This is a genomic window from Sphingobium sp. B1D7B (genome assembly GCF_025961965.1).
Lineage (GTDB): Bacteria > Pseudomonadota > Alphaproteobacteria > Sphingomonadales > Sphingomonadaceae > Sphingobium.
The window spans coordinates 1,036,894-1,063,412 of sequence record NZ_JAOQOR010000001.1 but is presented as its reverse complement, the minus strand read 5'-3'; the positions used below and the strand labels follow the sequence as shown (position 1 = coordinate 1,063,412).

Here is a 26,519-nt window from a genome sequence, read left to right as displayed (position 1 = left end):
CCCGCTAGAACTGCCGATGATGGTTGGGGCGCTACATCGGGGGCATCTGGCCGTCCAACGCCTCACTCGATTCTGCTTCTCGGGAACAGTCCATTCATCAAGCCATTCACGGACTTCGCTTACATCAAATGTTGCGCAGCAGGAGAAGCAGCCAGCGTATTTGCTCGCTTCGACCTCGCGGCGGTTGCCAACGCTGTGTGCGACTGCTTCCGCCACAAGTTTCGCATCTGCGCTCTGCTTCATCGGAATACCATCGCGGAAATGACGAACGTCAGCAATGCCGTCGTTTCTGGACAGGCGGGTCTCCCACCATACTTCTATGAGGCGGCGTCCGCCCGTCTCCTCCCATTCACCGGCTAAGCCTCACCCCAAAAAAAGTGAACGCCTCGGTGCAGATTGCGAACCCGGCTTGTGGGCACCGGGCGTCTCCTTATCCTGCCTCCTCATGCCGGAGCGCTCGTCCGGCCGCATGATGAGGGACTTAACGATGCTGCCGCCGCGAACGCAAGGAAACTGGAGCACCATAGCGCTGGTCTATCTCATCGGCCTGATGAGCATGGCGCTGGTCGGCATTCTCTCTCCGCTGGCGCTGCGCATTACCGAGGCGATGGATGCGCCCGCTGCCGCGATTGGCCTCACCATTGCGCTCTTCTCCCTGCCCGCGACGATCGTGGCGACGGTTGGCGGCGGCATTGTCGATCGCCTTGGGCCGCGCCTGGTGCTGCTGCTCACCTCGCCGGTCTTCGTGCTGGCGGACGTGATCCTGTGGTTCGCGCAGGATATCTGGCTGTTCAACCTGGGCGTGCTGATGGCGGGCGTGGGCTATCTCGGCATCCTGAACGGCGGCGCGGCAATGCTGATGGGCTCGCTGGAGGGCGGCACGCGCACCCGCGCGCTCACCTTGTGGTCTACCTATGCGCCGACCGGCTTTTCGCTCGGCCTGCTGATGGCAGCGCCATTCACCACCAGTGACAGCTGGCGGCTGGCGATTGCCTTCCACGGCGCGATCATGCTCGGATGCGCGGCGCTGGCCTTCATCCTCCCGCATGTCGCGGCAATCCGCAAGGAAGGGCAGAGCGGGCGTGAGAAGCTGGCTGCCCTGTTTGCCGGCCTGCGCCGTCCGCCGATCCTGATGCTCGGCTTTGCCATGGCGATGCCGGCGATGATCTCCTACGGCACCAGCCTTGCCGCGCCAACCTATCTGGCGAAGGTGCATGGCGTGTCGCTCGCCGCGTCCGCGAGCATCGTGGCCATTGCCAAGATCGCCGCCGTGCTGCTGGGCGGCACGATTACCGGTGCGCTGCTCTCGCGGGATTTCCCGATGCGGCGGCTGCTCGGCATCGTCGTGGTCATCGGCATCGTCGCGCAGATCGCTTTGTTCCTGCCGTCCAGCCCGATGATCATCGCCATTGCAGGATTGATGGCTTGGCTATTTACTTATGGCGCCGCCACCGGAATCTGCATGGCGACTATGCCGGCGCTCGCGACCGGAACGGTCGGCGGCGGTACAGTGGCAGGTTCGGTCAACCAGTTCGTGTCGCTGGCCTCGTTCCTCACCCCCACCGTCTATTTCGCGCTGACGCACTGGTCAGGCTATGTCGGCGTCGCGATCGTCGGCCTGCTGGTCTGCTTCATTGCGTTGCCCCGCGTGCCGACGGCGCCCAAAGCGGCCGCGTCGGCGGCTTGATCAGACCGCCGTGTCGCCGCCGTCCACCGGCAGGATGGCCCCGGTGAGATAACTGGCGGCAGGTGACGCGAGGAAGCAGACCAGCGCCGCAGCCTCCTGCGCTGAACCATGCCGCCGCAGCGGAATGCGCGCCTCGATCTGCGCGCGCTCATCCGCGGCATTTTCCCGCGTAGTCCAGTATGCGTCAGTCAGCGGCGTATCGAGCCAGCCTGGCAACACCGCATTCACGCGGATGCCGTCCGGCCCCAGTTCGGCAGCGAGGCTGCGCACCAGCCCCGCAACACCGGCTTTGGTCGCCTGATAGCCATGAGTGAAGGGCTGCCCGCGCAGTGTTGCGGTGGATGAGAGCAGGGTGATGCTCGCATTGGCCGATTGGCGCAGCTCCGAAAGCGCCGCTTGCGCCGCGAGGAAAGGCAGGCGCAGGTTGATCGCTGCCGCCCGGTCCCACATCGCCGCGGTCCAGCGTTCGATGGGTGCACTCTCCATGGCGCTGGCGGCGATCACCAGCGCATCGAGCGTGGGGAGGTGGGTGAGCGCTTGCGCGACGGCGTACGCTGGAGCCTCAGGGTCGGCGAAGTCGATGGCGACGTAGGGATAGACACCTTCAGGCGCTGCTCCTTCATCCGCCAGCGCCACCTGATGTCCAGCCCGCGCAAATTCCCCTGCAATCGTGCCGCCCAGTCCGCGCGCGCCGCCGATGATCATCATGCCCGCCATATCTGCGCACTCCCGCAACCGAAAGGCGTAGCCAAGCACGGCCGCGCGGTGCCGCCCATGGCCGGATCGGCAACGGGGGAGGCATCAAAAAGCAACTCTCGGCAACGCCCCGCGCGCGTAAAAGAGCAAATATGACCCAAGCCCTCTCCGCAGGGGCGTCCGCGCCCGCATTCGACCGCGCCGATCCGCGCGCCGTGCGGCGTGCGATCCGCGCGGGGGCATTCACCGATTTCACCAACCACGTCGCGCGCGACTTCATGCAGGGCAATCTTGTCGCCGTCCCGGCCGCCTATGCCGATGATTTCGAGGCCTATTGCCGCGCCAACGCCCAAGCGCTGCCGATCCTCGGCCGCAGCGAGCGGGGCGTCCGTGCGATCCCCGCGCTCGCCGACGATCTCGACATCGCCCGCGATACCGGCGGCTATATGGTGTTTCGCGATGGCGAGTTGGTCGAGACCCGGCGCGATGCCTCTGCCGTCTGGGCGGACGATCTCGTCGCCTTCGTGCTCGGCTGCTCCTTCTCCTTCGAAGCCATTCTTCAGCGCGCCGGTGTACGCCTGCGCCATCTCGATGAGGGCAATGTCTCGGCCATGTACGAGACGGATCGCGAGACGACCCCCGTCGGCCCGTTCGGTGGGAAGCTCATCGTCTCGATGCGCGCGCTCAGCCCCGCCGATGCCATCCGCGCGACGCTGCTCAGCGCCCGCTATCCGCAATGTCACGGCGCGCCGGTTTCGCTCGGCCTGCCTGGCGATCTGGGGATCGCCGATCTTTCGCACAGCTATGGCGGCCACGGCCTCACGACCCTGAACCCCGGCGAGTTGCCGGTCTTCTGGGCGTGCGGCGCGACGGGCCAGAATGCCGTGCGCAACGCCCGTCTGCCGCTCTGCATCACGCACCACAAGGCGCACATGGTCGTCACAGACCTGCCGCTCCCCAAGGACTGACCCTCATGAACATCGATCAGATCGTCTCCGATTATTACGAAAACGGCTATGTCGTCCTGCCCGGCCTGCTGGCGGGTCCGGTGCTGGACAATCTGCGCGCGCTCACCGACCGCGTCGCCGCCAAGGCGGAGACGGTGGAGGCCGATGACGCCTGGTTCGATTTCGACACGGACGTTCAGGGCAACCGCACCATCCAGCGGATCAAGAAGCCCAACCGCATCGATCCCTATTATGCCGAGCAGGCGGGCAATGCGGATATTCTGGCGGTCCTCACGCGCATCATTGGAGCCAATGTCCGCCTCTCGCACACCAAGATCAACATGAAGTCCGCCAATGGCGGCGCCGCGCTGGAGTGGCATCAGGACTGGGCCTTCGCGCCGCACACCAACATGTCCACCTGCGTCGCCTCGGTGATGCTGGATGGCGCGAACGCCTCCAACGGCGCGATGCAAGTCATCCCCGGCAGCCACAAGGGGCCGCTGCTCGATCATCATGACGAGGAGGGCTATTTCTGCGGCGCGGTCGATCCAGCGGCCTTCGACATGACGAAGGCTGTATTGCTGGAAGGTCCGCCCGGAACCGTCAGCTTCCATCATCCGATGACGCTGCACGGCTCGAGCGTGAATCGCTCGGGCGATCCGCGCCGCATCCTCTTCTATGAATATGCCGCCAGCGATGCCTTCCCGCTCTTCTACAAGGTGGATTGGGACGAGTATGAATCGCGCCTCGTCTGCGGCCCCTCGACGCGAGAAGTGCGCTTCGAGCAGAATTATGTGCGCCTGCCCTTCCCTTCGCGCGCGGGCAGCTCGATCTACAAGATTCAGGCCGGCTCGAAGCGCAAATTCTTCGCGGACGCGCAGTGATGGCGGGCAGAACCCCCATCGCTTTCGTCACCGGTGCCAGTGCGGGCACGGGGCGGGAGATCGCGCTGGCGTTGGGCGCGCAGGGCTATGATGTCGCGATGGTCGCGCGGCGCACCGCCGCCATGGAGGAAGTCGCCGAGCAGATCCGCACGAATGGCCGCCGAGCGCTGGTGCTGACCGCAGACGTGCGCGATGCGCCCGCGCTGGAGGCCGCGCTCGATAGCTTCCTGGGCTGGTCGCAAGGCGTAGTGGACGTCATCGTCAATGCCGCCGGCCACACCGGCCCGCTGTCACCGCCCATCGGCGAGTTTGGCATCGAAGAGTTCGACAGCACCATCGCCACCAATTTGCGGGCACCGTTCATCGTCATGAGCCGCCTGCTGCCGGTGATGCGTGCGGCGGGGCATGGGCGCATCGTCAACATCGGCGGTAATCACGGCATGCGCGGCCGGGCCGGTCGCTCGAGCTACTCCGCCTCCAAATGGGGCCTGCGTGGCCTCACGCGCAGCGCGGCGCTGGAAGCGGGACCGGACGGCGTGACCGTCAACTACGTCGCGCCCGGCCCCATCGCCGTGCCGCGCATGAAGGCCAATTGGCGCGCCATGGCCGAGTTGAAAGGCCTGTCGGAAGAGGAAGCCCTGCGCGCCTATGTGGCGGACATGGGCATCCCGCTCAATCGCCCCAGCGAGATGGCGGACATCGTCGCCATGGTGCTTTACCTTGTCGGCGACGGCGGCCGCAACGTGACAGGGCAGGAACTGGTCGTGGACGGCGGCGCGACGCTTTGAGGCTTGGACCATCCGATCAATCGATGATGCGGTGAGTCCAGTTTGTCGATCATCCCGGCAGCGCTTTTGCAAGACTGAGTTCCAAATCGGCTGGACGCCCCGCCGTTCGTCCTGAGTAGCTACTGAGCTTGTCGAAGCGGCGTATCGAAGGACCGCTACGTGCGCTGCGATGCTTCGATACGGCTCTTCGATCCGCCCCAGCGGCGCTACTCAGACCCTACTCAGCACGAACGCGGAAGACCGGCGAAGAGCGCTCCCCAACGACTTTTAGTCATGGCGCTAGCGTTCCGCGAGACCCAATAGCGGACGACCGGGCAGGCAAGGATTTGTCCGCGTCGGGCCAACCCCGTTGCCCCGCCAGCACCTCCCCGGTGCCACAATCCCCCCGCGACACTGTCCCGTAGCGAGCTAGAACGGCAGGATGTACAAGGAGTGACTCCGCCGATGATGACCCGCCCCCTGCGCCCTGCGCGCTCGCACCGATCAGATCGATTGGCCCGCCTTGCGCTGTGGTCCGTACTGCCTCTGGTGGTGCTAGCCCGGCCGGCGATGGGACAGGAGACCGCGCGCGCGCCTGAACACACGGCGCAGCACGCTGCCAGCCCGGTTGATCTGGGCGATATCGATGGCGATGGCGGCGTTTCGACTTTCTATCAATGGACCGGCGAAATCCCCGCACCTGGCCAGATGCTGCGGCAAGAGCCGTTGCCGGCGGATCGCAGGCAGCCGGAAAGCGGCCAAGCACTGCGCATCCTCTATTCCTCTATGAGCGGCGTGGGAGGTCAAGGGCCGATCGTCGTTTCGGGCATGCTATTCCTGCCCAAGGGAAGCGCACCGAACGGCGGTTGGCCGCTCGTCTCGTGGGCGCATGGCACGACCGGTTTTGCCGATGTCTGCGCGCCCTCGTGGAATGGCACGTCGCTGCGCGATCAGGGCTATCTGCAGCGCTGGCTGGAGGCGGGCTTTGCCGTCGTCGCGACCGACTATGAAGGGTTGGGGACAGATGGCGTCCACCCCTATCTCATCTGGCGTTCCGAGGGGCATGCCGTGCTGGACGCCGCCCGCGCCGCCTCCGCCGCTTATCCCGCTGTGCTGTCGCGCCGTGTGGTACTCGTCGGTCAGTCGCAAGGTTCGGGCGCGGCGATTGGCTCTGCCTATCTGGCAAAGAGCTATGCGCCACAGCTAGACCTGCTCGGCACCGTCGCGACCGGCCTCGTCATGACCTTCGATACGCCGGAGGCCGCCGGGCAGGCAGCAAAGGGCGAGAAGATGACCGATCCCCGTGCGATGGACCCGGGCTTTGCCATGCTGCGCATCGCCGGCACAGATCGCGCGCTCAATCCCGATCTTGATCCGGCTGATTTCGTCACGCCCGCGGGCTATCCGCTGCTGCGCCTTTCGCGGCGCGGCTGCCTGCGCGACCTGATGGCCAAGGCGGAGGAGATGGGACTCAAGGACGGGCAGACGGTCTTCGCAGCGGATCTCGCGCCGCTCGACAGCAAGATGGACGCCGCCTTCGCCTTTACCGACGGGCGCATCCCCGGCCCGCTGTTCGTTGGCACCGGCCTTGCCGACGACATGGCCGGCACGCAGGGACAGTACAACGCCGTGCGCGCCATGTGCGCGGCGGGGACGCAGGTACATTGGCACACCTATCCGGGTGAGGACCACAGCACCGCCGTCACGGTTTCGGCTGCCGACTCCATCCCCTTCGCGCAGAATCTGCTCAAGGGCCATGTGCCAGCCTCTAACTGCGCAAGCATCCAGCACCCTGGGCCAGTCCAACAGCGCAAGGGCGCTTATATCGACTGAGCGACGGGCGACTTCACAAGCCCTTTCCCGGCGGGCGAGCCCGCTTTTGCGCGTGATTACTGCGCGCGCAATTTGGCGTAACCCCTATCCTTAGCCCCCTCCAGTCAAGGAGAGGCGTTGGGTGAAGGACAGTCGCGCGCCGGAACCGCCTCGGCTATACATCGCGTACCGCCATTTCTGCCAAGCAGGCGCCCCGGGCCTACGCCGATCAAGTCGGCCCACGACTTTCGCGCATGACAAAGCAGAACGGCGGAAGCATCGCTGCTCCCGCCGTCCGCGCGACCCGAAGGGCTATTTGCCCTTCGTCTCAAATCCTGTCGTCAGTAGCGATACTGGAAGGTCAGCCCCACCGTGCGCGGGCGGTAGGTCTGGTTGTAGTAGAGCGGCGAGCCTACCGAGTCGTGATTGCGTGCCAGCAGGTCGTTCGAGTTCAGCAGATTGTCGACGAAGACGGAAAGGTCCACGCCGCTGAACCGCGCGCCGGCACGGGCCGAGACGAAGTTGCGGCCGGGCAGGTCGGTCAGGCCGGCATCATAGCCATAGGTGCCGGGCACCGCGCCGCGAAAAGTGTGGCTGGCGAAGGAATATTCGCCACGCACATAGCCGTCCACACCTGCGCTGAGCTCCCGTTCGTAGCTGCCATAGACGCGGCCGGTCCAGGCCGGTCCGCCGATGTGCTGCCCGTCGGCCTTGAGCACCAGCCCATTGCCGCCGAGCACGTCGCTGTCATAGGTCAGATCGACATAGGCCACGTTGCCGCCAATGTTCAGGCCGCGGGCCGCGCGCAGATCCAGCGAGAGTTCGCCGCCCTTACCCGTGGCGTTGCCGAGATTGTAGATGAAGGAGAAGGCGCAGGTCGGCAAACGCACGGATTGCTGGATGTTCTTCCACTTCATCACATAGGCACTGGCACCGACCTGGAGCGCACCGCCGAACAGCGAGTTCTTGGTGCCTGCCTGATAGGACCAGAGGTTATCCGACTCATAAGCAGTCGGGCTCTCGGTCAGGCCGAGCGTGGCAAGATCGCCCGTGCACAGGTCGCTGACGATCTTCGCCTGAGCACCACCGGGGCGGAAACCCTTGGTCGCCGAGGCATAGATCATGTTGTTGGGCGCGAACTTGTAGGAGATGCCGAAGTTCGGCGTCCAGGCGTGTTCCTTCATGCTGGCCGTCGTGACGGTGCGCACGCCCCGTGAGGTCGGACCATCGGTGATGTTGGTGAAGTCGAAATCAACATGGCTGTAGCGGATCGCAGCGGTCAGCGTCAGCTTGTCGGTTGGCTTGAAGTCCAGGCTTGCGTAGCCGGCGATCTGTTCGTCCTTGGCATCGACCAGGTTCACATAGCTGTAGACGCCTTGATATTGCTGGAAGCCGTTCACCAGAACGCCAGGAATACGGCCAGAGCCAGTGTAGTTGGCGAATTCCTGTTTGCTCTTCGAGTAATAGACGCCGGCCGTCCAATCGAGCAGCGCATTCTCGTAGGACTGCAGACGCGCTTCCTGAACGAAGTTCTTCTGACGCATGTTCAGGTACACGCCCATGTTGTTCAGGTCCTTGTTGGCGTAGGTGCCGAAAGGACTGCCCGAGCGCAGGACCGAGAAATAAGTCGCGTAGTTCAGCGTCTGCTTCTGCTTGCGATCGAAGTAGGACGTGTTGGTGATCAGGTCGATATTGGGCGCAACTTCCCATTCGACCTTCAGGGCCGGTAGATAGAAGGTGTCCGTGCTCGGCTCGAGGGCGTAGACGCCGCTGTGGTAGTCATTCTTCTCGGCCAGCCCATAGCCTTCCCAGAAGTCATCACGCGAACGGCTGTGGACGCGCTGATAATAGAAGCTCGGGGTGATGGTGAGCGTCTCGGTCGGCTTCATGCCCAAAGCGGCGCGGAAGACCGCTGCGTTGCCGGAGTTGATGTCCTTGGCTTTCACCACGTCAGTGCCCTGCACGACCTGATCGATGTAGCCGCCGGTGTCCTGATACCAGCCGCTCAGGCGAAAGGCGACCTTGTCGCTGATCGGCGCCCCGAAAGCGAGACCGGCTTCGTAGCTCGGCGAGCCCTCCTGCGTGAAGGAAACCTGCGCGCGACTGTAAATTTTAAGCGAGTCATAGTTCGGTTCCGGCGTGATGAAGCGCACCGCACCACCCTGCGCACTGGCGCCAAACAGGGTGCCCTGCGGGCCGTACAGAACCTCGACACGGTCGAGATCGAAAATCCGGGGATAAGGGTTGCCGCCATAATAACCAACGTTGCGGATCTGGATCGGCGTTTCGTCGATGTAGATCGCGGTGGTGGCGGAGCCGACGTCCGAGGAAAGGCCGCGGATCGCGATGTTGCTGCCATTATTGGCGGTAGAACCGGCGCTCGACGTGAAGTTCAGCGCGGGAGTCAGGCGGGAGAGGTCGTCGATGGTGCGCACGCCCTGCTGATCCATCAGCCGCTTGTCATAGCTGGTGATCGAGAGCGGAACCTCATTGATTGCCTGTTCGCGCCGCGTTGCGGTGACGACGATGACGCCCTGATCGTCAGCCGCATCGGCTGGGGCAGCATCGGCTGCGTCAGCAGCATGGGCCGTGCCGATGCACGTCGCCAGCGCAGCGACTGCGCAGGATATGGAAAGGGCACTGAATGTGCGCCCGCTTCGCGTCGACCCGATTTCGTTCTTGATGAGAGACATGACTCCGACCCCTTTTTCTCGATACTTGCGAGTAACCTCTCTTGCGCCACGCACCGTCCAGATGTCCTCGCGTGTAACCTCCCTGCTGTTGACCAGCATTTCTGGGCACCGCGTTCCCCGGCGCACGCACATCAAGACAAAGTTTTGCCCGCTGCACCATTGCAAGAAGCGAACCGACCTGTTGCTAAATGTGTAAGAGGAGGGTCCGGCGTTGTTGCAAGCGGCGTCGAGCGATCTCTTTTTTGCACCGCCTGGAGCGCCCAGGCGCTTTAGAGTGATTGCAGATCAAGGCCGTTGGGTTTTGGGTGAGCACAGGCAGAATGGGAAACCCGTCATGACACTGCGGACACTGCTGGCGGGACGCGTCCTTGTGGATGCGCAAGGCACGCTGCTCGGACCGAGCCGGATCAGCATCGGTACCGATGGACGGATCGTGACGGTCGAGCCGGTGCCCGCGGAGTTGTTAAGTCCGGAGGAGGCCGGGCGCCTGATCATGCCCGCACTGTCCAACGCGCATGATCATGGCAGAGGCCTTCGGACCCTCGCCTTTGGCGCGCCCGATCAATCTCTGGAAAGCTGGTTGCCCGACCTGCGCCGCCACCCTCGAGTCGATCCCTGGCTCAACGCTGTCGTGGCGCTCGGCAGGATCGCGTTGAGTGGTGTCGCCGCCGTAAACCATTGCCACAATACGCAGGACGGGCGCGCCTTGCTCGCTGAGGCGGAGGCTGTGTCGCGGGCCGCGCGCGACGTGGGAATCCGCGTCGGGTTTGGCTGGCCATTCTTTGACAGAAACCCCCAAGTCTACGGCGATCTGGCCCGTCTCGCGGCTTTCTATCCTGAAGAACAGCGCGCGGGAATTCTCGCGTCCGCTGATGGAATGCGGGATTGTGCCACGAATTTCTCATGGTTCGAGCAAGCCAAGGCACTCGAGCACGACTATTTCACGCTTCAGTACCATCCGGTGGCGCCGCAATGGACAAAACCCGAGACGCTCGAGGCGATCGCGCGTGCATCAGCAGCGGACGGACGACGGGTGCACACACATATGTTGGAAACCGAGCTTCAACGGGATTGGTCGCGGGCCAATTGTCCGGGGGGTGTCGTGAGCTGGCTAGACAGCCTGGGCCTGCTCAATGAGCAGCTCACTGTCGCACATGCAATCTGGCTCGATGATCGCGACATCGCGCTACTCGCCGAACGCGGCGTCATCGTGAGCGTCAACCTTTCCTCCAATCTGCGTCTCCGGTCGGGCATGCCTCAGATCGGCCGTCTGCTCGATGCCGACGTTCGTGTCGCGTTCGGGCTGGATGGCATGGCTCTGGATGACGACGAGGATATGCTACGGGAGCTGAGGCTGGCATGGCATGTAGGCGCTCGCGAGACGAAGTGGGGCATGGGCCGCGACCCCGGCAAAATCCTGAAAGGCGTTTTCGACTGGGGGAGGCAGTCTATCCTCGGCGCTGCTTCGACGCCCGCCCATACGGTCGCAGCAGGCCAGGATGCGGATCTTTTGATCCTTCGCTTCGGCGTTCTGGCCGCCGATTGCGTCATGCCTGATCCCGATCCTGTCCGCCTTGTGCTCGGACGGGCCAGAGCCGAGCATGTCGAATGTCTGCTCATCCGCGGTCGCCCCGTCGTTCAGGGAGGGCAATGCACCGGGATCGATCTGCGCGCACTAGAAGCGCGCCTCGTCGAGGAAGCGCGAGACGCCTTCGCCCGGTCACCGGCGTCTGAGCGAGACATCGCGCAGGCAAAGTCGGCCATAGGGCGCTACTATTGCTGCGAATAGATACATCGATGCTGGTTCAAGCGAGCCCTGCGGCAGCTTCCGAGGCGCAACAGGACGCTCGTCAATTATAGCTCACCGTAACGGCAAAGCTGCCGGCGTAATCTCCCGAGGCTGTGCTACTCGGCACCGTGAGAGTGCCCCCTACGCCCAACGTGAGGGAGCCCGATGTATTCAGTGTCTGTGCGCCGCTGGCGGATGGCGAAAGTGTGACGCTGAGCGTGCCCCCGCCGCTCCCGCTCATTGTCAGGCTGCCCGGCGTTGTGACCGTGATTGCCGTGCTTGCCTGTCCGCCAATGGAAACCTGCGCGCGACCGCTGGTGAGGCCGGGAAGCAGGACGGGGCTTCCCGTTCCGATGGACCGGGCACCATTCACGTTGCTGATCGAGACAGTGCCGCTACCGCTCGCAGGCGGCCGGATCGCGCCGAACGCCAGATCGCTGCTCTTGGTGAGGGTCAGCGACTTGCGAATGGTCGCGATTGCGTTTCGGGAAAGCGAGGATGCGGAGGGGATTGTCGGCGATTTCGCGACGCCCACGCCCCATGAGGCTGACGCGCTCGTACTGGTAGAGGCGTTATCGCCAAGAATCGGCAGGGTCATTCCAACGAGGAAGGTGCGGCTGCTCGTTGAGGAGAAGCCGGTCAGGGGAAAGGTGATCGAGCCATCGGGATTCGTGGTGACAGCGCCCACCGTTCCGGTGCCGGAAGCCACAATGAAGTTTTTGACTGCCTGAGCCCGGCCACTGATCGTCGTCAGCGAAAAGAGGCGGACGATCGCGGTCGCGCTCGTGCACGCGCTGCCACCCGAGCACCGGATGGTGACGGTCGCGGCCGACTTGGTCCCCGAGGCGATATTTCCCCCGCTGCCCGCCGCCGAGGAGACCGCGCCGCTCGTCGTAATGGCGAAGGCGGTGTTGCCGCTCGCCGCCGCCGCCACATTGCCGAAGTTCGGCGTGTTCGTTGTGATAGTGTTGACTGTGAAAGACTGGGCCAACGCCGGCCCTTGCGGAAGCGCCACCCAGAGCATTGCCGCACAAGTCGCTGCCAGTGTGCGCAGCCGCCGCGCCAGCGCCGGCTGCCTGGTGGGCCAAGCGCTGCGCGCCGCCCCAGATGCGGTCGCATGTCTCAATGCCTTGTCCCTTCGAAAATGACGGTTGCGCTCGCGTCCGGAGCCATGCCTCCCGCTTCCGGAATGGTGACGGAGACCGGCGCGGCCATGGCCATGCCCAGCCGCCCGGCCTGCTCGCGATCGAGTTGCAGATCATAGGTGCCAGGAGGCAGGCTCTCGAAATAAATGCTGCCGTCGAACTCGGAAACCGCCTCCTTCCGCGTGCCATCCTCACCCACAAGCGCAGCGCGCACGGACGACAGGCCCACGAGCTTGCCAGTCGGTTGCCGCAAGACGATGTGGACAAGCGCTTCCCCTACCGGCTTGAACGGATAAGCCAGCACCGCCACCTTGCCCCGGACGGGCGCAAATTCCACAATTTGGGGAGGGACGGCGACATAGGGCAAATCCACATCATCCAGCCCTATCGTGACTCGGGCGGAGGGGCCATATCCCAGGCCCGTCACCAGCGCTCGGCCGTTCGCGTCGGTGACCTCCTCCCTAGTCCCACCTTTCAGTTTGAGCCCGGATACAGGCAATTCGCCCGGATCTCGTCGACCGTTGCCATCGGAATCGAAGAAACTTTCGAACGCCAGATTCCCACCCGATGCCGCCCCGGAGCGCCGCACAGCGTAGCGCCCGCTCAACGGATTGGGGGCCAGACTGAAGCTTAGCTGGATGCCGACGCTCCAGTCCCCTCGGGGTCTGGAATAATCCGCGCTGAAGGTAATATCGGCTATCGGCAAGCGGACACTCAATCCCGCTTCCGCCGTCGTATCCCAGGTCGTTACAAATGATTGTCCGGCCGCGAGCCGCAGGGAGGAGCCTTCTCCCACGCTTCGGTCGACAGCCAGGTTGAAGGATCGGGCCTGAAGAGAGGGCTGCACATCATAGTCAAAGCCGCCCCGAACTTGCCATTCATAGCCCGGATTGAAAGAAGCCGAGACATTTCCGGTCAATCGGTTTTGAGCCCCTGGCCCGGCCACGCGGTTATAATCCCAGCTGGCAGAGACCAGCGCACGGGCAACGGGAAGCGACATGCTCAATGTCCCATAGACGGCGCTCTGTCCGTCCACATAGGCGTCTTGACCGATCCGCAAGGCCACCGGAATGATCGAGCGGTTTCCGGTCTTCAGGCCAAAGTCGAAAGTTGCTTCGGTTCCAGATCGCAGAGCGCGCCCGTCACCACCATGGGGGGCGGCGTCATCGACAAAGCCATTTCGGAATTCAGCGCGTCGTATCGTCGATGCGATCCCGAACGGCTTGCCCGCGATGCCCACGGCAGCAGCATATCCGCTCAGACCGTCTCGCGCTGCATCGCCCTGAACAGCCAAGCCGAATACCGAACCTCGCACGCCGGCCGAGAGGAGGAAGCGCGCGGCATCCTGCGTGGGCGAGTAGCGCGCGAGACCGACCGCGCCTGTCCAGCGCTCGGAAAAGCCGTACAGCACATTCAGCGTACCGACGAGCCGCCCAGCGCCCACGGATGGCTCCTGCGAGCCGTCGAAGCCAATGAGGGTCTTGCCCTGCTCGCCAATGCCGAAGTCGATGATCATTTCTCCGGGAGCGGCCTGTCCGCTGCCGACGGAAATGACCCGGGTGGTCTCAGTGCGGCTGCCATTGGGGCCATAATCCACAATCCGGATGACATTGAGGCCGCGAACCAGCGGGACATCGTCAAATTCGTAGCGTCCTTCGACCGCCGTCGACTGCGCACCGCTCAGAATGTCGTTCACATAGATCTGGACGTCATGCCCACGCGGGAGTTCGCCGCGAATATCGACGCGCTCGAAGATGCTCGCCTGCTCCAAAGGCCGGGTTGAAAACGCAAAGCCGCGCGCGGCAACACTTCTGGGCCCCAGTGAGAGGGCCGGCAGGAATGTGTCGCCCAAGGAAGCACTGGTCGCCTGCAGGGGGCCTAGCAAGCCGCCCTTCGGCTCACGCCGCTCAAGAAGCAACCGCGCCAGAGCTGGCTTCCCATGATCGTCGGACGCGAGATAACCTTGAAATCCGGCGTTCAAGAATGCGGCCGAAGCACGCACATCGAACCGCCTTTGAAAGGGTTGCCCCCGCGTATCGGAACCCAAATCCATGGTTACATCGAAGGCGGGAAAAGACAGCATGCCAGCTGGCGCCGCCACCGAAAGAACCGGCTCCAGGACAGCGCCAGAATGCGCGATGCCCTCTCCCTGCGCCATCCGCTCAGCCCGCATCTGCACGGGCAGCTTTTCTCGAGCCTCGAGATTGAGCTTCAATTCCGACACATCCAATGTCATTCGAACCGGGAGCAGCCGTTCCATCAGGGAAACGGTCAGGTAGATGTCGCCGCTGTCTTGCAGCGCGTCACCCGGCTTCAGAATGATGCGCGCAGTGCCCGCCCGCGCCTCACCCAACGCAATATCAAGGAAGATGGACTGGCGAGCCTGGCCCACCTGCCCCGTCAATCTCCCATCTGCCGGTGAAACCTGAACATCCAGATCGAGAAGGCGCGTCAGCGCGCCGACGGGGATGAGAACGATATCCTCGCCCACCTGAAGTGCGGGAAGCGCATCCGATAAAGATGCCCGGTCAAGGACAACCTCCAGCAGCAAAAGTTGATTATCGTCAGCGGCCAGTTCGCCGTTGTCCGCCCAAAGAGGAGTAGGCTGAGCAGTGGCGATCATGAGCATCAGTCCAATCCACAGGCTACGGCAAGGAGATCTGGCTCTGCGCAAGTATCTTCCCCGGAGCTGTGTCTTGGTCGGTGAACACAACGCTGATTTGCTCGCCTCGCTGCGGATGAGAGCGCAAAGCGATCTTTACCTGTCGCCGCTCTATCTCAGGATAGACACCGATCCCGCGCACGACACCCAACGGCTCGTCCTCGCGGCGCGCCTTCGCCTTCCGGATTTCGATATCGCCGAAAAGGGAATTCGGCCCACGCCTCACCAGGTCAAAAGTGACGACTGGCGTAGGACTTTTAAACTCAGACCCCGACCCAGGGCTCTCCATCGTGAACCGTGTGTTTTCGATCGCGGCCTCAACCTGGGGCGTGCCGATGCGCAGGATCACAGGGATGGAAATCCCAAGAACAGATGCGATGCGGAACGAAACAGCACCGGGCTCAGCATTCGCAGCCTGATCGGCGGTTAGGCCCGTGTCAGGTGGCGGCACCGCCGTCACCGTCAGATGCGTGCGATATTCGCCGGCGGGCCAGTCGCCGGTGCCACCTGCACGAAGACGGATTGTCTGCCCCGTCCCCGGCTTGAGCAGCACGCGCCTGGGCGTCACCAGCATCATGGAACGCGCGGATTGAAGCTTGACACTGAGGTCTCTCACCTCCGGCGCGCCGTCTGCTTCATCCGTTGGGCGGATCTGGCCGGTGGGCAACATGACCTGGTCGACAAAGCTTATGTCATATACCCCTTCGGCAGTGCCCTGGTTGAAGAGGAATATGCTCGCCGTCCGCCCCAGCCTATCAAAGGTGATCCGCTTTGGATTGATGTTGAGGCTGGCGCTCCCGCCGGCCTGCTCTGTCGTCGCAGGCTGGGCAGAAGAGGAAGTGCAAAAAGCGGATGGAAAGGCGCCAGCGACCAACGCGATAGCGATAGCGATGCTCTTGCGTTGGTTCGCAGATCGCGTGACACGCTTCACGACGCCTGGCAGAGTCATCACCGGCGTCTCCAGCTCATTCATATTGCGCCAGGACCAGCAAAGGCCCGCCGTCGGACCCATAGCTGTCGCGTAGCGCTTTCAAAAGAAACGGCGGAACAGACAGAAGCCCATCGCCGCTCAGCCGGCCCATGAGGACATCCTCGAACCCCGAGGGACCGGCTTCAAAGGACGGGAAATTATCATCGCTCAGCGTCGCAATCGGTACCCTGAGCGAACCCCCTGTGCCTGGCTGGACGAATGCTTGTGAGACCAGGAGAGAAAACGTCTGGTTGCTGCCCCCGGCGATTTGAATAGGAGCGGCCATGGAAAGCCCGGCGTTTTGGTCGCTCTCTGTTGACTGCGGCCCTGGCGACAAGATCATGACCCGGAGGCTCGACTGAAGAACCAGCACCGGCTGCAGGACAATGTCCTTCGCCGATTGCCTGATCGAAGCCGGCTCCACGATCGAAACCTGGCCTTTCGCGGTCGCTTCAGCCGCGTTCACCTGTGAGGCTGGAATCGCCGCGCAAAGGCACAGCGCTCCCAGCGCAGGAGCGGTCGCCCGCAACAGGCGCGCTCCCATCCGGATGGATGATGAGACCGTCACGAGACGCTCCTGTCACGGGTCAGTTGTAGGCGACGGTCGCCGTGAAGGTGCCCGAGTAATTGCCAGAGGCCTGCGTATTGGGCAGGGAGAAGCTACCGCCGACGCCGAAGGTCGCGGTGCCAGCTGTGCCGATGGAGCTGGACAATGTGCCTGTTGCGGCACTCGGCGTCAGCGTGACGGTGATCGTGCCGCCGGGCGTACCGGTCATGGAGAAGCTGGCGGGCACCGAAATCGAGAAGGTCTGCCCCCCTTCACCCGAGACCGTATAGGCTGCGCGCGACGTCGTGCCACCTGCGGCAACGGCGTCGCCGGAACCAGACAGGCTGCGGTTGCCCGTCGAGGCATCGACAGTGACCGTGTTGGTCCCTGCTACCGAGGGTTTCACGATAGTGCCGAACGCAAGGTCGCTGGTTTTTGCGATCGAGATCGGCTGAACGATCCGGGCTGTACCCGTGGTCGACACAGATGCTGAGGACTGAGCATGGCCTGCCGCGGGAATAGAGGCCAGGATCGCAATCGTCGCGATAGACTTAAAGTTTGCGGACATGAGGTTGTCTTTCTCTTGTTTGATATACTTATGAATTTAATCGGAAAATATAGACCAAACGCGCCTTACAGGCCCGCGGGCGGCAGCGTTTCGCGGATCTTGGGATTGCAAGCGGCTGCGTCTGGCGAACCAGTCGCAAGCAACTGGATCAAGTGATGATCGGTACGGGTGCTTGCTGGCCGTCGCCAAAGACGGGCCCTTGCCCGACGAGGGCGGAAAGGATCTGGAATGCGCGAGGACGACAGGTCCACAATAGTTCTCCGTTTCGGTAACCCCGCTATCCCTGTGAGGGACCGGAGGCTTTGCGTCCCATCGTCGCCGATGGTTTGCCGTTTCGACCGAGAATCTCGGGCGCTATTAGGTAAATTTTGATTTAACTATTATACGCTACACAGTCAACGCCTATGTGGTGAACGACCAGATGGAGAATTGTGCGACTACTCCCATGTTGAACCGCCGATCGAGCAGCCCGATTAGGAGAGCGTTTGTTTTCAATGAAATAAACGCGAGGTTTGGATCATCAGAGCCTAAGCAACACGCCAAGAACTTCGCGGACTGAAGCGAACCGACGATGCGGTTAGCTCGCGCCAAACCGAATTCCATGAGGATGTATTTCGTTGCCGTCGCTATGATCCCGACGAATTACACATCCGGGCTAAATGCCAAGGCCCGTCTCGCGAAAAGCGCCGCTTGGGCTCCTCTCCCCTCGCTTCGCTTGTCAGGGCGTGGAGCGCGCGACGCGGCCAAGCGTCGGCCCTCATCGAAGCGCTTCTGCGGTGGGGCGCTGCCTCAGGATGTCGGCGCAATGCCGGAGAGCAACGAAAGGCAGGCTTGAAAAGGTCTTCGTGCTACCGACCCACCGCTATGTCAGAGCAACCGCCTCAACCGGCAGAGCGCACGAAATTCTGGCTGATCTGCTGGCCGGACCGCGCCAGTCTGCGTACCTCGGGCAGCCGGGACGCTTCATATCGCACGAGCGCGGCTTTGGGGTCGGTCCGCAAGGCCACCGGGTCAAGGTAGCACGCGAGGGTGAGAGCATCTTGCGCGGCGGTTGCAAAGCCATTGCCTGTCATCGGCGTGCAGACATGGGCAGCGTCGCCAACCAGACACATGCGGCCGGCGACGAGGCGGTCCGGACAATATTCCACGACCGGTGTGCCGAGCACCGCTTTGCGGGCGATACATTCCAGGATCGCGTCGCGCCAGGGCGATGGCCAGTGCCGGCGCGCCAGTGCGGCCAGCTCGTCGAACAATTCATCCGGCATGTCGCTCGGGCGCAGCGAATGCCGCACCAACGCGCCCTCGACCGCCCCTGTTCTACGCAGGATTGCGTTATGTCCGGCGTCGTACCAGCCCCAGCCGACCCGGCGGTGGCCCCGCTCGGGACTGCCATCGGCGGCTGTCAGCGGAAAGCCGAGAAGCACATAGGGCCCGGACTCGAGAAACTCCAGATTGGGCGGATAGCGGACAGACAGCGCCGACTCTTCGGCAAAGCCGACCCAGGCCAGATACTCCGCGAAGACCGCATCGGGGCGCTCCGGACTGACCTGCCGCCGCACAACGCTCTGATAGCCGTCCGCGCCGACCAGCAGCTTGCCGTCGAACCGCCGACCATCGGCGGTCCTTGCCCAGGCCCGATCCTCCGTCTCTCCCGTCGCTTCCACACGGGCATCCTGCAGGACGACAATGCCGGCCTCGTCCGCCGCTGCGCGCAGACCGCGATAGACCAATTGCCATGCCTGGACGCCCGTGGCGAGCGCGCCCGTAGCGTGAGGGCGCCCGGTCAACTGCTCAAGCAAGCCATAGCCGACCTGCAGCGCGGCCCCGGTGCGGTCGGTATCGGTCGAGCGCTCCAGCAGCGTGATCGAGAAGCCATGTCGCGACAAGGCGAGGCCGGTCATGAGGCCAGCGAGCGAGCCGCCGACGATCAGAATGTCGCTCATCCGCTCCGAGGTCGCCGACATCAGCTTTTCGGCGTGACCCAGACCTCGACAGGCGCAACGAACTTGCCGGGCGCCGGTTTGCCGACCTGCACGCGATCGATCGTCACCAGCTCGCCGCTCTCCAGATTAAAGCTGGCCCAGGGCTTGGGCATGCGACCGAAGGTCATTTTCTGAACGGGCTGGCCGGTGGCCGAATTCATAATGGTTGCGATGACACTCATGGCCCAGCCGATAGCCACCATGGCGTGCTGCGGTCCAGTGATATTGAAGGCCGGACATGGTGGTGAGAGGTGTCCTCTCGCCCCCACGCCTGCATCACACGAACCTGATCTAGAAATCCGCACGCACCCCAATGCGGAAGTTACGGCCGATCACATCGTACAGCGCCGGGTTGGTCACGCCGAAGCTGGACGGAATGCGATTGGGCGGGTTCTGATCGAGCAGATTGTTGATCGCGCCGAACAGCTGGAACCTGCGCTTGCCGTTCTCGAACACGTTGAGATGCGCGTTCAGATCGACATAGGCGTAGGCCGGAACATGATTGATGTTGATGCTGTTGACAGCAGTTGCGCTGTATCCGGCGTCGCCGGGAGCAATCTTGGTATTGTCGTACTTGCCCGCCGAAATGTAGCGCACCCGCATCGATCCGCCGAGATGCTCATTCTCCCAGCCGAGCGTGGCCGATCCCTCGAAATTGGGCAGGCCCGACTGACCGGAGACCGGGAAGCCATTCTGCCCGGCATAATCGATCGCACGGACGGTATCGACGGTGATGAGATCGAACACGAAGGTGCCGACGGTGCGAAGCGAGATGTCGCCACTGCCGAGCGGTTTGCGGATCAGCGCTTCGACATCGATGCCCCGGGTCTTGATGGTGTTCAGGTTGAGGGCTGCCGATTCGACGCGCGCGAGGGCGTTGGCGCTGTTGCGCGTGATGAGCGCGCAGAATTCCGAAGCGCCGTTCGAACAGCTATCCACGATGACCTGCGCACCAACCGTCGCGATCGCGCCGCTGATCTTGATGTCGAAATAGTCTGCCGACAGGCGCAACCAGCCGAAGTTCAGCACCGCGCCCGCCGTCAAGGTGTTGCCGACCTCGGGCTTCAGGGCAGGATTGCCGCCGCCGAAAATCTGCGTCAGCGAGCTGACCCCGCCATTTTGCGGGTCGGTCAGGAAGGCGAAGGATGCCGAGCGGGGGTTGTTGAGCTCGAAGAAGTTGGGCGCGCGGATATCGCGTGAGCGGGTCGCGCGCAGGCGCAACCAGTTGGTGGGGTCCCACACGCCGCCGGCCTTCCAGCTCCAGACCGAGCCACTGGTCGAGTAGTCCGTCAGCCGAACGGCGCCATTGACGCTCAATCCCGTGGCCAGTGGCAGGCTGGCTTCGACAAAGCCTTCCTTCACCTTGGTCGCCGGCCCCGTGATTGCGCCGGTGTTGTTGGTATGGAAGCGCAGTGCCGTGGACACCGGGTCGGAGGTCCCTTCCACATCATCCACGCGGTACTCGACGCCCGCGGCCACGGCGAGCGGCCCCGCCCAGAGATCGGCCAGTTCACCCTGAACGCTGGCCGAAGCGACATGCTGGGTCAGCAGGGTCGACTGGAAGGCGGTGCCGAAGGAATAGCCGACATTGTTGGGGTTGTAATTGTTCTGGCCAAGAATGTTCAAAGGCAGACAGCCCTGCACCAGCGGATTGGTCGGGTCGGTCAGGGTGGAGCGGCACACGATATTGCCATTGGGCACCCCCGTCAGGAACGCGCCCTGGTCGACAGCGTCGGCCGCCCGCTGGAAATTATCGGTAATCAGCGAATTATAGCCATATTGCTGATATTTGGTTCGGCCATATTGATAGTAGAAATCGGCGGTCCAGCCATTGCCGAGTTGGGCGGTCAGGCCGCCGACAAAGCGCATGGTGTTGCGGTTGGTCTCCCCGCGCTGCGGCCCGAAGTCACTGGTGATGCGCCCCAGCGTGACCGAGGTGACGCCAGCCCCGTCCATCGCGGCTGCCAGTTGCGGGGAGATATAGGCATTGTCTCGCCGGATCGTGGGCGCGGTGCCAAGGAAGAGGCGGCCCTGCGACGACAGGTTGCTGGCCTTGATGTCGGCATAAGAGGCTTCGACGAACAGGTTGATATCCGGCGTCACGTCAAAATCCGCGCGGCCATATAGCGAGTAGCGCTCGACCGGCGAATAGAGCGGGAAGAATTGGTAGAAAGCGTGCTGCGGGTCGATGCTGCCGCCTGACTGGAAGATCGGCGCGCCATAATATGTTCCATAATCATGCCGGAAGATGTTGCCATTAGGCGCGATCTCGGTCCCCGCCAGCGGCCCGGTGTGGATGAGGCCATTGAAACTCGCGACCGACGGACGCATGTCCGGCAGGATCAGCTGGCGAGCGAGGCCGTTGAGCTGGGGCACCGGATTGGCCACCGGACCATATTCTTCCGCGCACCATGTTCTGGTGTAGCAGTCGCCTACGCCCCGGTTCTTCACGTAATCACCGCCGATGATCACATGGCCGCGGCCGCCCGCAAATGCCTTGCCCGCACCGAGTGACAGCGAGGTTTCGCTGGCGTCGCCGCGCTGGGATATGCCCTGCTGGGCGGTCAGGCGAATGCCCTGAATGTCCTTGGCCAGGATCAGGTTCACGACGCCGGCCACGGCATCCGATCCATAAGCCGCCGAGGCGCCGCCCGTCACGACTTCCACCCGTTCAACGAGCGAGGTCGGGATCATGTTGAGATCGACCGCGCCAGCCGGGCGCGTGAAATTGCCCTGCGTGGTGCCGCCGACAAATCGCCGGCCATCGACAAGCACCAGCGTGCGCGTGCCGCCAATGCCGCGAAGGTCCATGGTTTGTGCGCCGGCACTGCCGATGAAGATGGCGGTGGTGGCGGGCGTGGATTGAGCACGGAAGGCCGGCAGATCATTCAGCACATCGGCGACGTTGGTCGCGGCTTGGGCCTGTATCTCCTCCGCGCCGATCATGGTCACGGGCGTCGGCGCCGTAAAACCTGAGCTTTGGATGCGCGACCCGGTGACGATGATCGCCGGCGCTTCGGCCGATGCGTTGCTCTCGCGCCCCTCGTCCTGCTGAGCCAAGGCCGGTGTTGCGAGCAGCAAACTTGCGGCCAGTGATGCAAGGCTTCCCTGCCACATGCGCGACGTGCTGGAGCACTGATATGCCATTTGTTCCCTCTCCCTGTTTTTGGCGATCGACCGTTGACGTAACACCTTGATTCGTTGATTACTCAATAGATGCGATTATAACAAGCGAAAACGGGGAGGTTTCGATGAGTTCGTTTGATGATTTCGGTATTCCACACGCCGATATGTCAAATATGTCCCGTCGCTCGGTGCTTGTCGGGAGCGCACTGGGTGTCGGCATGGCCGCCTCTCCGCTTTGGGCGATGGGGAATGTGGACGAGGCAGCTCCCCATGCCCAGACTCGTCAGGGCGCCGTGCGGGGTGCCCGCGAAAATGACGTTTGCGCCTTCAAGGGCCTGCCTTACGGCGCCCCGACCGATGGCGATCGGCGCTTCCGCGCGCCGGCGCTCCCGCAGTCCTGGCAAGGCATCCGCGACGCGACGACGTTCGGTGATCGTTGCCCGCAGTTGACCGCACCGCCAACAGCGGCCTTTTCATCATGGACAGAGCCAGAGGGCGAAAGCGAAGACTGCCTCAAGCTCAACATTTGGACACCTGCACCGGACTCGGGTCGCCGCCCGGTCATGGTCTGGTTCCACGGCGGCGGCGTCTCCGTCGGGTCCGGTTCCATCAACGTCTATGATGGCGGCAATCTGGCGCGAAAGGGCGATGTCGTCGTCGTCACGGTCAACCACCGACTGAACGTCTTTGGCTATCTCTATCTCGGCGAGGGCGAGGATGCGCCGGCGAATGTCGGCCAGCTTGATCTCGTCGCCTCCCTGCAATGGGTCCGCGACAACATCGCCGCCTTTGGGGGAGACCCCGAGAATGTTATGATCTTTGGGGAATCCGGCGGGGGATCCAAGGTGGCGGCCCTGATGCACATGCCGGCGGCGTCTGGTCTTTTCCACAAGGCAGCTTTGCAGAGCGGATTCGGCACCGTTGTGCAGAGCCCCGACGAAGCCCGGGCCATTGCGACCGCCTTGTGCCAGGAATTGGGAGTGGAGCCCGGCGATCTGCGCGCCCTTCGTGCCCTATCCTATAGCCAGCTTCTCAAGGCCCTCCAGTCTGCGGCAGGTGGACATCCGATGCGTGGACCCAGCATCGTCGCCGACGGTCAGGTCCTTCCCGTCCGGCCATTCGACAAGCGCTTCCCGGCGCAATCTGCCCATATCCCCCTCCTTGTCGGCCACACGGCAAGCGAAACGACCGTGCTGTTCCCACCGGAAGGCGCGTTCAGCTTCTCATGGGAAGAGGCGGCCGCCGCGCTGGCCTCGCAGTTCGCCGATCCGGCCGCCCTGATCGCCGGGTTTCGCGCGCTTGATCCCGAGAAATCCCCCAGCCAAATCTATTTCGCCATCACGACCGAGGCGGGCATGGGGCGCGGCGCGCGAAATGTGCAGGACCTGGCGGCCGGCCGCGACGGGGCAAATGTCTTCGCCTATCTTCTTGCTTGGAAAACACCCGTGGAAGGCGGGAGGCTGGGGTCCCCGCACAGCCTGGACCTTCCGCTGGTGTTCGATACTGTCGCGTCATCCCCATCGATCCTTGGCGAATATCCGCGGGCGCCCCAGAGGGTGGCGGACGCCATGAGCGGTGCCTGGCTGGCATTTGCGCGGCACGGCAGCCCCAATGCGCCGGGCCTGACGGAATGGCCACCCTATCGGCCTGGGCAACATATGACGATGATCTTCGACACGGAAAGTCGGGCCGTCGAAGATCCACTTGGCCCTGCGCAGCGGCTGATCGACGGTGCGGTTCACTGAGCAACCCGCGACAGAGCAACTGCTCTGCTTGCATCAGCTCAATAACGAAAGATGCGAAAGCAATTGACTTTCGTTGTCAGGCCCTGCGAAAGTCGCTCCATGGCTATTGAGTATGATGTTCTGGTCGTTGGGGGAGGCATAAACGGCGCTGCGATTGCGCGCGATGCGGCGGGCCGTGGCGCGCGTGTCATGCTCGTCGAGCAGGACGATCTTGCCGCGCATACCTCCTCGGCCAGCACTAAGCTCATTCATGGCGGGCTGCGCTATCTCGAGCAGTATGAGTTCCGGCTGGTCGCCAAGGCCTTGGCGGAGCGGGAACGGCTGATGCGTGCGGCGCCGCACCTCATCCGCCCGCTCGAGTTCGTTTTGCCCCATGATCGCGGCATGCGGCCCATGTGGATGATGCGCATCGGCCTGTTCCTTTATGATCGGCTGGGCGGGCGCAGCAGCCTGCCCCGCTCGCGGGCGATCAGGCTGGCCGGGGATGGCTATGGCAGCGCCATTCAATCTCGGTTTGGCCACGGCTATGTCTATGCCGATTGCTGGGGCGACGACAGCCGCCTCGTCGTCGCCAATGCTCAGGATGCCGCCGAGCATGGTGCGACGATCCTCACCCACACAAAATGCCTCTCCGCGCAAAGGGATCAGCACGGCTGGCGCGTGTCCTTGCAGGGCACTGACGGCACGCCGTTCTCCGTGACGGCGCATGTGCTCATTAACGCCACCGGCTCCTGGGCCGCTGATTTCCTGCCCGAGCGGGCCGGCATCACGGGCGCCGGCACATTGCGGCTGATCAAGGGCAGCCACATCGTCACCCGCAAGCTGTATGAGGGCGACCATGCCTATATCCTGCAGAATCCGGACAAGCGCATCGTCTTTGCCATTCCTTATGAAAACGACTTCACGCTGATCGGCACGACGGATGTGGAGTGGCAGGGCGCGCCGGACGTCGTGACGATTGATGCGGCGGAAACGGATTATCTCTGCGACTCCGTGAACCGCTGGTTCGCCACGCAGATCACGCCGCAGGATGTGATGTGGAGTTTTGCCGGCGTGCGCCCGCTCTATGACGACGCGACGACCAACGCCTCGGAGATCAGTCGCGACTACGTCCTCTCGCTGGATCATGCCGGGGGCGCGGCGCCGGTGATGAGCGTTTTCGGCGGCAAGATCACCACGCACCGCGCGCTGGCCGAAGAGGTGATGGACAAGCTCGCCCGGCACCTTCCGAACCAGCGACCGGCCTGGACAGCCGCCGCTCCGCTGCCCGGCGGCGATCTGGGTACGGGAGGGCTGGATGGCCTCATTGCCGACCTGCGGGAAAAGTTTGCTTTTCTCGGCGAAACCACCATCCGCCGCCTGGCGGAGAGCTATGGCTCACGCATCTTCAAGCTGCTCGCAGGCGTGAAGACGGCCGACGATCTCGGGCAGCATTTCGGCGCCGGGCTCACCCAAGCCGAAGTGGATTATCTTCTCGCGCATGAATGGGCACGCTCGGTCGACGATATTGTCTGGCGTCGATCGAAACTTGGGCTGCATATGCGCAGGGAAGAGGTGGCGGTGCTGGAAGCCTATCTCGCGAACCATGCGAGGGTGGACGTCAACGCCGTCGGATAAATGACAATCGATAAACGTGGAGGGGCCAATGTCACCGGGGAAGGCATTTATTGGAGAACTGATCTCCGAATGCATTGCAGTGTTCATCATCATCACCATCGGCTGTTCTGCCGCCGCGATGTATTTTCTCTATGATCCAAGCCCTTACAGCACAGCCTATTTCGGGGTGTGCATCACCTGGGGCCTTGCCGTCACCATCGCCATCTATGTGACGGGCGCCGTCTCCGGCACGCACGCCAACCCGGCAGTCACCCTCGCGCTCATGATCTATCGCGGCTTCCCCGGGCGCAAGGTCGTGCCGTTCTGGCTGGCGCAAATCCTCGGCGCGTTTCTGGGTGCCGCCGTGGTCTACATGATGTTCTCGCCGGTGATCGATGCGTTCAACGCGACGCAGGGGGTGGAGCGGGCGGCCGGTGGCGGCGCCGGCGTGTTCTTCACCGCGCCGGGCGCGCACATCACACCGATCCGGGCGTTCTTCAACGAGATCGTGCTGACCGGCTTCCTGCTGCTCGGCATCTTCGCGATCACTGAGGAATATAACACGCAGGCGCCCGAGGCCAATTCGAGCGCGCTCATCATCGGCCTGCTGGTTGCCATGATCGGCGGCGGCGCGGGATATCTGGAAGGGTGGCCGATCAACCCCGCGCGCGACCTTGGCCCCCGCATTTTCGGCTATCTGGCGGGCTGGGGCGAATCCGCTTTTCCGGGGCCGGGCAATTACTGGTGGGTGCCCATCGCCGGCCCGTTCTGCGGCGGCGTGCTGGGCGCCAGCGTCTATCATTGGCTGATCCGGCCGTTCCTGCCCGCACGCCACAAGCGCGCCGTGCAGGAGACGATCCCCGCCGAGGCTGACGCGGCCAACTGACAATCGCGCCGCGCAGC

General features: G+C 63.3%; 19 protein-coding genes and 1 riboswitch. Of the genes, 9 read left to right on the top strand and 10 right to left on the bottom strand.

What is annotated here, in order from left to right; genetic code table 11:
* Positions 1-487 precede the first annotated feature (487 nt).
* Positions 488-1,687 carry an MFS transporter gene (locus M2336_RS05000; RefSeq protein WP_264574207.1) on the top strand — a complete coding sequence of 400 codons (1,200 nt, stop codon included), beginning with the start codon at positions 488-490 and terminating at the stop codon, positions 1,685-1,687.
* On the opposite strand, the gene M2336_RS04995 is transcribed toward M2336_RS05000, so the two are convergent.
* A complete protein-coding gene (locus tag M2336_RS04995; protein ID WP_264574206.1) occupies positions 1,688-2,404 on the bottom strand; it encodes an SDR family NAD(P)-dependent oxidoreductase in 717 nt (238 codons plus the stop codon).
* 131 nt (positions 2,405-2,535) lie between these two features.
* Here M2336_RS04995 and M2336_RS04990 point away from each other — a divergent pair, with 131 nt between their 5' ends.
* The 4 genes from M2336_RS04990 to M2336_RS04975 all read left to right on the top strand — a co-directional run bounded on the left by M2336_RS04990 (position 2,536) and on the right by M2336_RS04975 (position 6,814).
* A complete protein-coding gene (locus M2336_RS04990) occupies positions 2,536-3,351 on the top strand; it encodes a D-glutamate cyclase family protein (RefSeq protein WP_264574205.1) in 816 nt (271 codons plus the stop codon).
* 5 nt (positions 3,352-3,356) lie between these two features.
* Positions 3,357-4,214 carry a phytanoyl-CoA dioxygenase family protein gene (locus tag M2336_RS04985; RefSeq protein ID WP_264574204.1) on the top strand — a complete coding sequence of 286 codons (858 nt, stop codon included), beginning with the start codon at positions 3,357-3,359 and terminating at the stop codon, positions 4,212-4,214.
* Positions 4,214-5,002, top strand: coding sequence for an SDR family NAD(P)-dependent oxidoreductase (locus tag M2336_RS04980; RefSeq protein ID WP_264574203.1), 789 nt, complete (start codon positions 4,214-4,216; stop codon positions 5,000-5,002). Before M2336_RS04985 ends, M2336_RS04980 begins: the two co-directional genes overlap by 1 nt.
* A 444-nt stretch (positions 5,003-5,446) precedes the next feature.
* The gene (locus tag M2336_RS04975; protein WP_264574202.1) at positions 5,447-6,814 is read left to right on the top strand and encodes a lipase family protein; all 1,368 of its coding nucleotides are present in this window, start codon (positions 5,447-5,449) and stop codon (positions 6,812-6,814) included.
* Positions 6,815-7,134: 320 nt separating this feature from the next.
* Here the strand turns inward: M2336_RS04975 and M2336_RS04970 are convergent, their stop codons facing one another.
* Positions 7,135-9,486 carry a TonB-dependent receptor gene (locus tag M2336_RS04970; protein ID WP_264574201.1) on the bottom strand — a complete coding sequence of 784 codons (2,352 nt, stop codon included), beginning with the start codon at positions 9,484-9,486 and terminating at the stop codon, positions 7,135-7,137.
* A gap of 274 nt (positions 9,487-9,760) precedes the next feature.
* Here M2336_RS04970 and M2336_RS04965 point away from each other — a divergent pair, with 274 nt between their 5' ends.
* Complete coding sequence (locus tag M2336_RS04965; RefSeq protein WP_264592595.1) at positions 9,761-11,275, top strand: amidohydrolase family protein; 1,515 nt, start codon at positions 9,761-9,763, stop codon at positions 11,273-11,275.
* Positions 11,276-11,336: 61 nt separating this feature from the next.
* On the opposite strand, the gene M2336_RS04960 is transcribed toward M2336_RS04965, so the two are convergent.
* From M2336_RS04960 to M2336_RS04925, 8 genes are all read right to left on the bottom strand, one after another.
* The gene (locus M2336_RS04960; RefSeq protein WP_264574199.1) at positions 11,337-12,266 is read right to left on the bottom strand and encodes a DUF4402 domain-containing protein; all 930 of its coding nucleotides are present in this window, start codon (positions 12,264-12,266) and stop codon (positions 11,337-11,339) included.
* A 131-nt stretch (positions 12,267-12,397) separates the two neighbouring features.
* Positions 12,398-15,049, bottom strand: a complete 2,652-nt coding sequence (locus M2336_RS04955; protein WP_264574198.1) for a hypothetical protein — start codon at positions 15,047-15,049, stop codon at positions 12,398-12,400.
* A 16-nt stretch (positions 15,050-15,065) separates the two neighbouring features.
* Complete coding sequence (locus tag M2336_RS04950; RefSeq protein ID WP_264574197.1) at positions 15,066-16,055, bottom strand: hypothetical protein; 990 nt, start codon at positions 16,053-16,055, stop codon at positions 15,066-15,068.
* A complete protein-coding gene (locus M2336_RS04945) occupies positions 16,048-16,620 on the bottom strand; it encodes a hypothetical protein (RefSeq protein ID WP_264574196.1) in 573 nt (190 codons plus the stop codon). The genes M2336_RS04950 and M2336_RS04945 overlap by 8 nt, the downstream gene beginning before the upstream one ends.
* A gap of 19 nt (positions 16,621-16,639) precedes the next feature.
* Positions 16,640-17,167, bottom strand: coding sequence for a DUF4402 domain-containing protein (locus M2336_RS04940; protein ID WP_264574195.1), 528 nt, complete (start codon positions 17,165-17,167; stop codon positions 16,640-16,642).
* A gap of 264 nt (positions 17,168-17,431) precedes the next feature.
* Positions 17,432-17,508: riboswitch (cyclic di-GMP riboswitch) on the bottom strand.
* 540 nt (positions 17,509-18,048) lie between these two features.
* Positions 18,049-19,131, bottom strand: coding sequence for an FAD-dependent monooxygenase (locus M2336_RS04935; protein WP_264592594.1), 1,083 nt, complete (start codon positions 19,129-19,131; stop codon positions 18,049-18,051).
* Positions 19,131-19,331: a hypothetical protein gene (locus M2336_RS04930; protein ID WP_181561543.1), complete on the bottom strand. Its 201-nt coding sequence runs from the start codon at positions 19,329-19,331 to the stop codon at positions 19,131-19,133. The genes M2336_RS04935 and M2336_RS04930 overlap by 1 nt, the downstream gene beginning before the upstream one ends.
* 109 nt (positions 19,332-19,440) lie before the next feature.
* The gene (locus tag M2336_RS04925) at positions 19,441-22,296 is read right to left on the bottom strand and encodes a TonB-dependent receptor domain-containing protein (RefSeq protein ID WP_264574193.1); all 2,856 of its coding nucleotides are present in this window, start codon (positions 22,294-22,296) and stop codon (positions 19,441-19,443) included.
* A gap of 104 nt (positions 22,297-22,400) precedes the next feature.
* On the opposite strand from M2336_RS04925, the gene M2336_RS04920 reads away from it, so the two are divergent.
* The 3 genes from M2336_RS04920 (at position 22,401) to M2336_RS04910 (ending at position 26,502) form a co-directional block, all read left to right on the top strand.
* Positions 22,401-24,020: a carboxylesterase/lipase family protein gene (locus M2336_RS04920; RefSeq protein ID WP_264574192.1), complete on the top strand. Its 1,620-nt coding sequence runs from the start codon at positions 22,401-22,403 to the stop codon at positions 24,018-24,020.
* Between the two features lie 99 nt (positions 24,021-24,119).
* Positions 24,120-25,637, top strand: coding sequence for a glycerol-3-phosphate dehydrogenase (glpD, locus tag M2336_RS04915; RefSeq protein ID WP_264574191.1), 1,518 nt, complete (start codon positions 24,120-24,122; stop codon positions 25,635-25,637).
* A 28-nt stretch (positions 25,638-25,665) separates the two neighbouring features.
* Positions 25,666-26,502 (top strand): MIP/aquaporin family protein, encoded by an 837-nt coding sequence (locus M2336_RS04910; RefSeq protein WP_264592593.1) that lies wholly within the window; start codon positions 25,666-25,668, stop codon positions 26,500-26,502.
* The last annotated feature ends 17 nt before the right edge of the window (positions 26,503-26,519 follow it).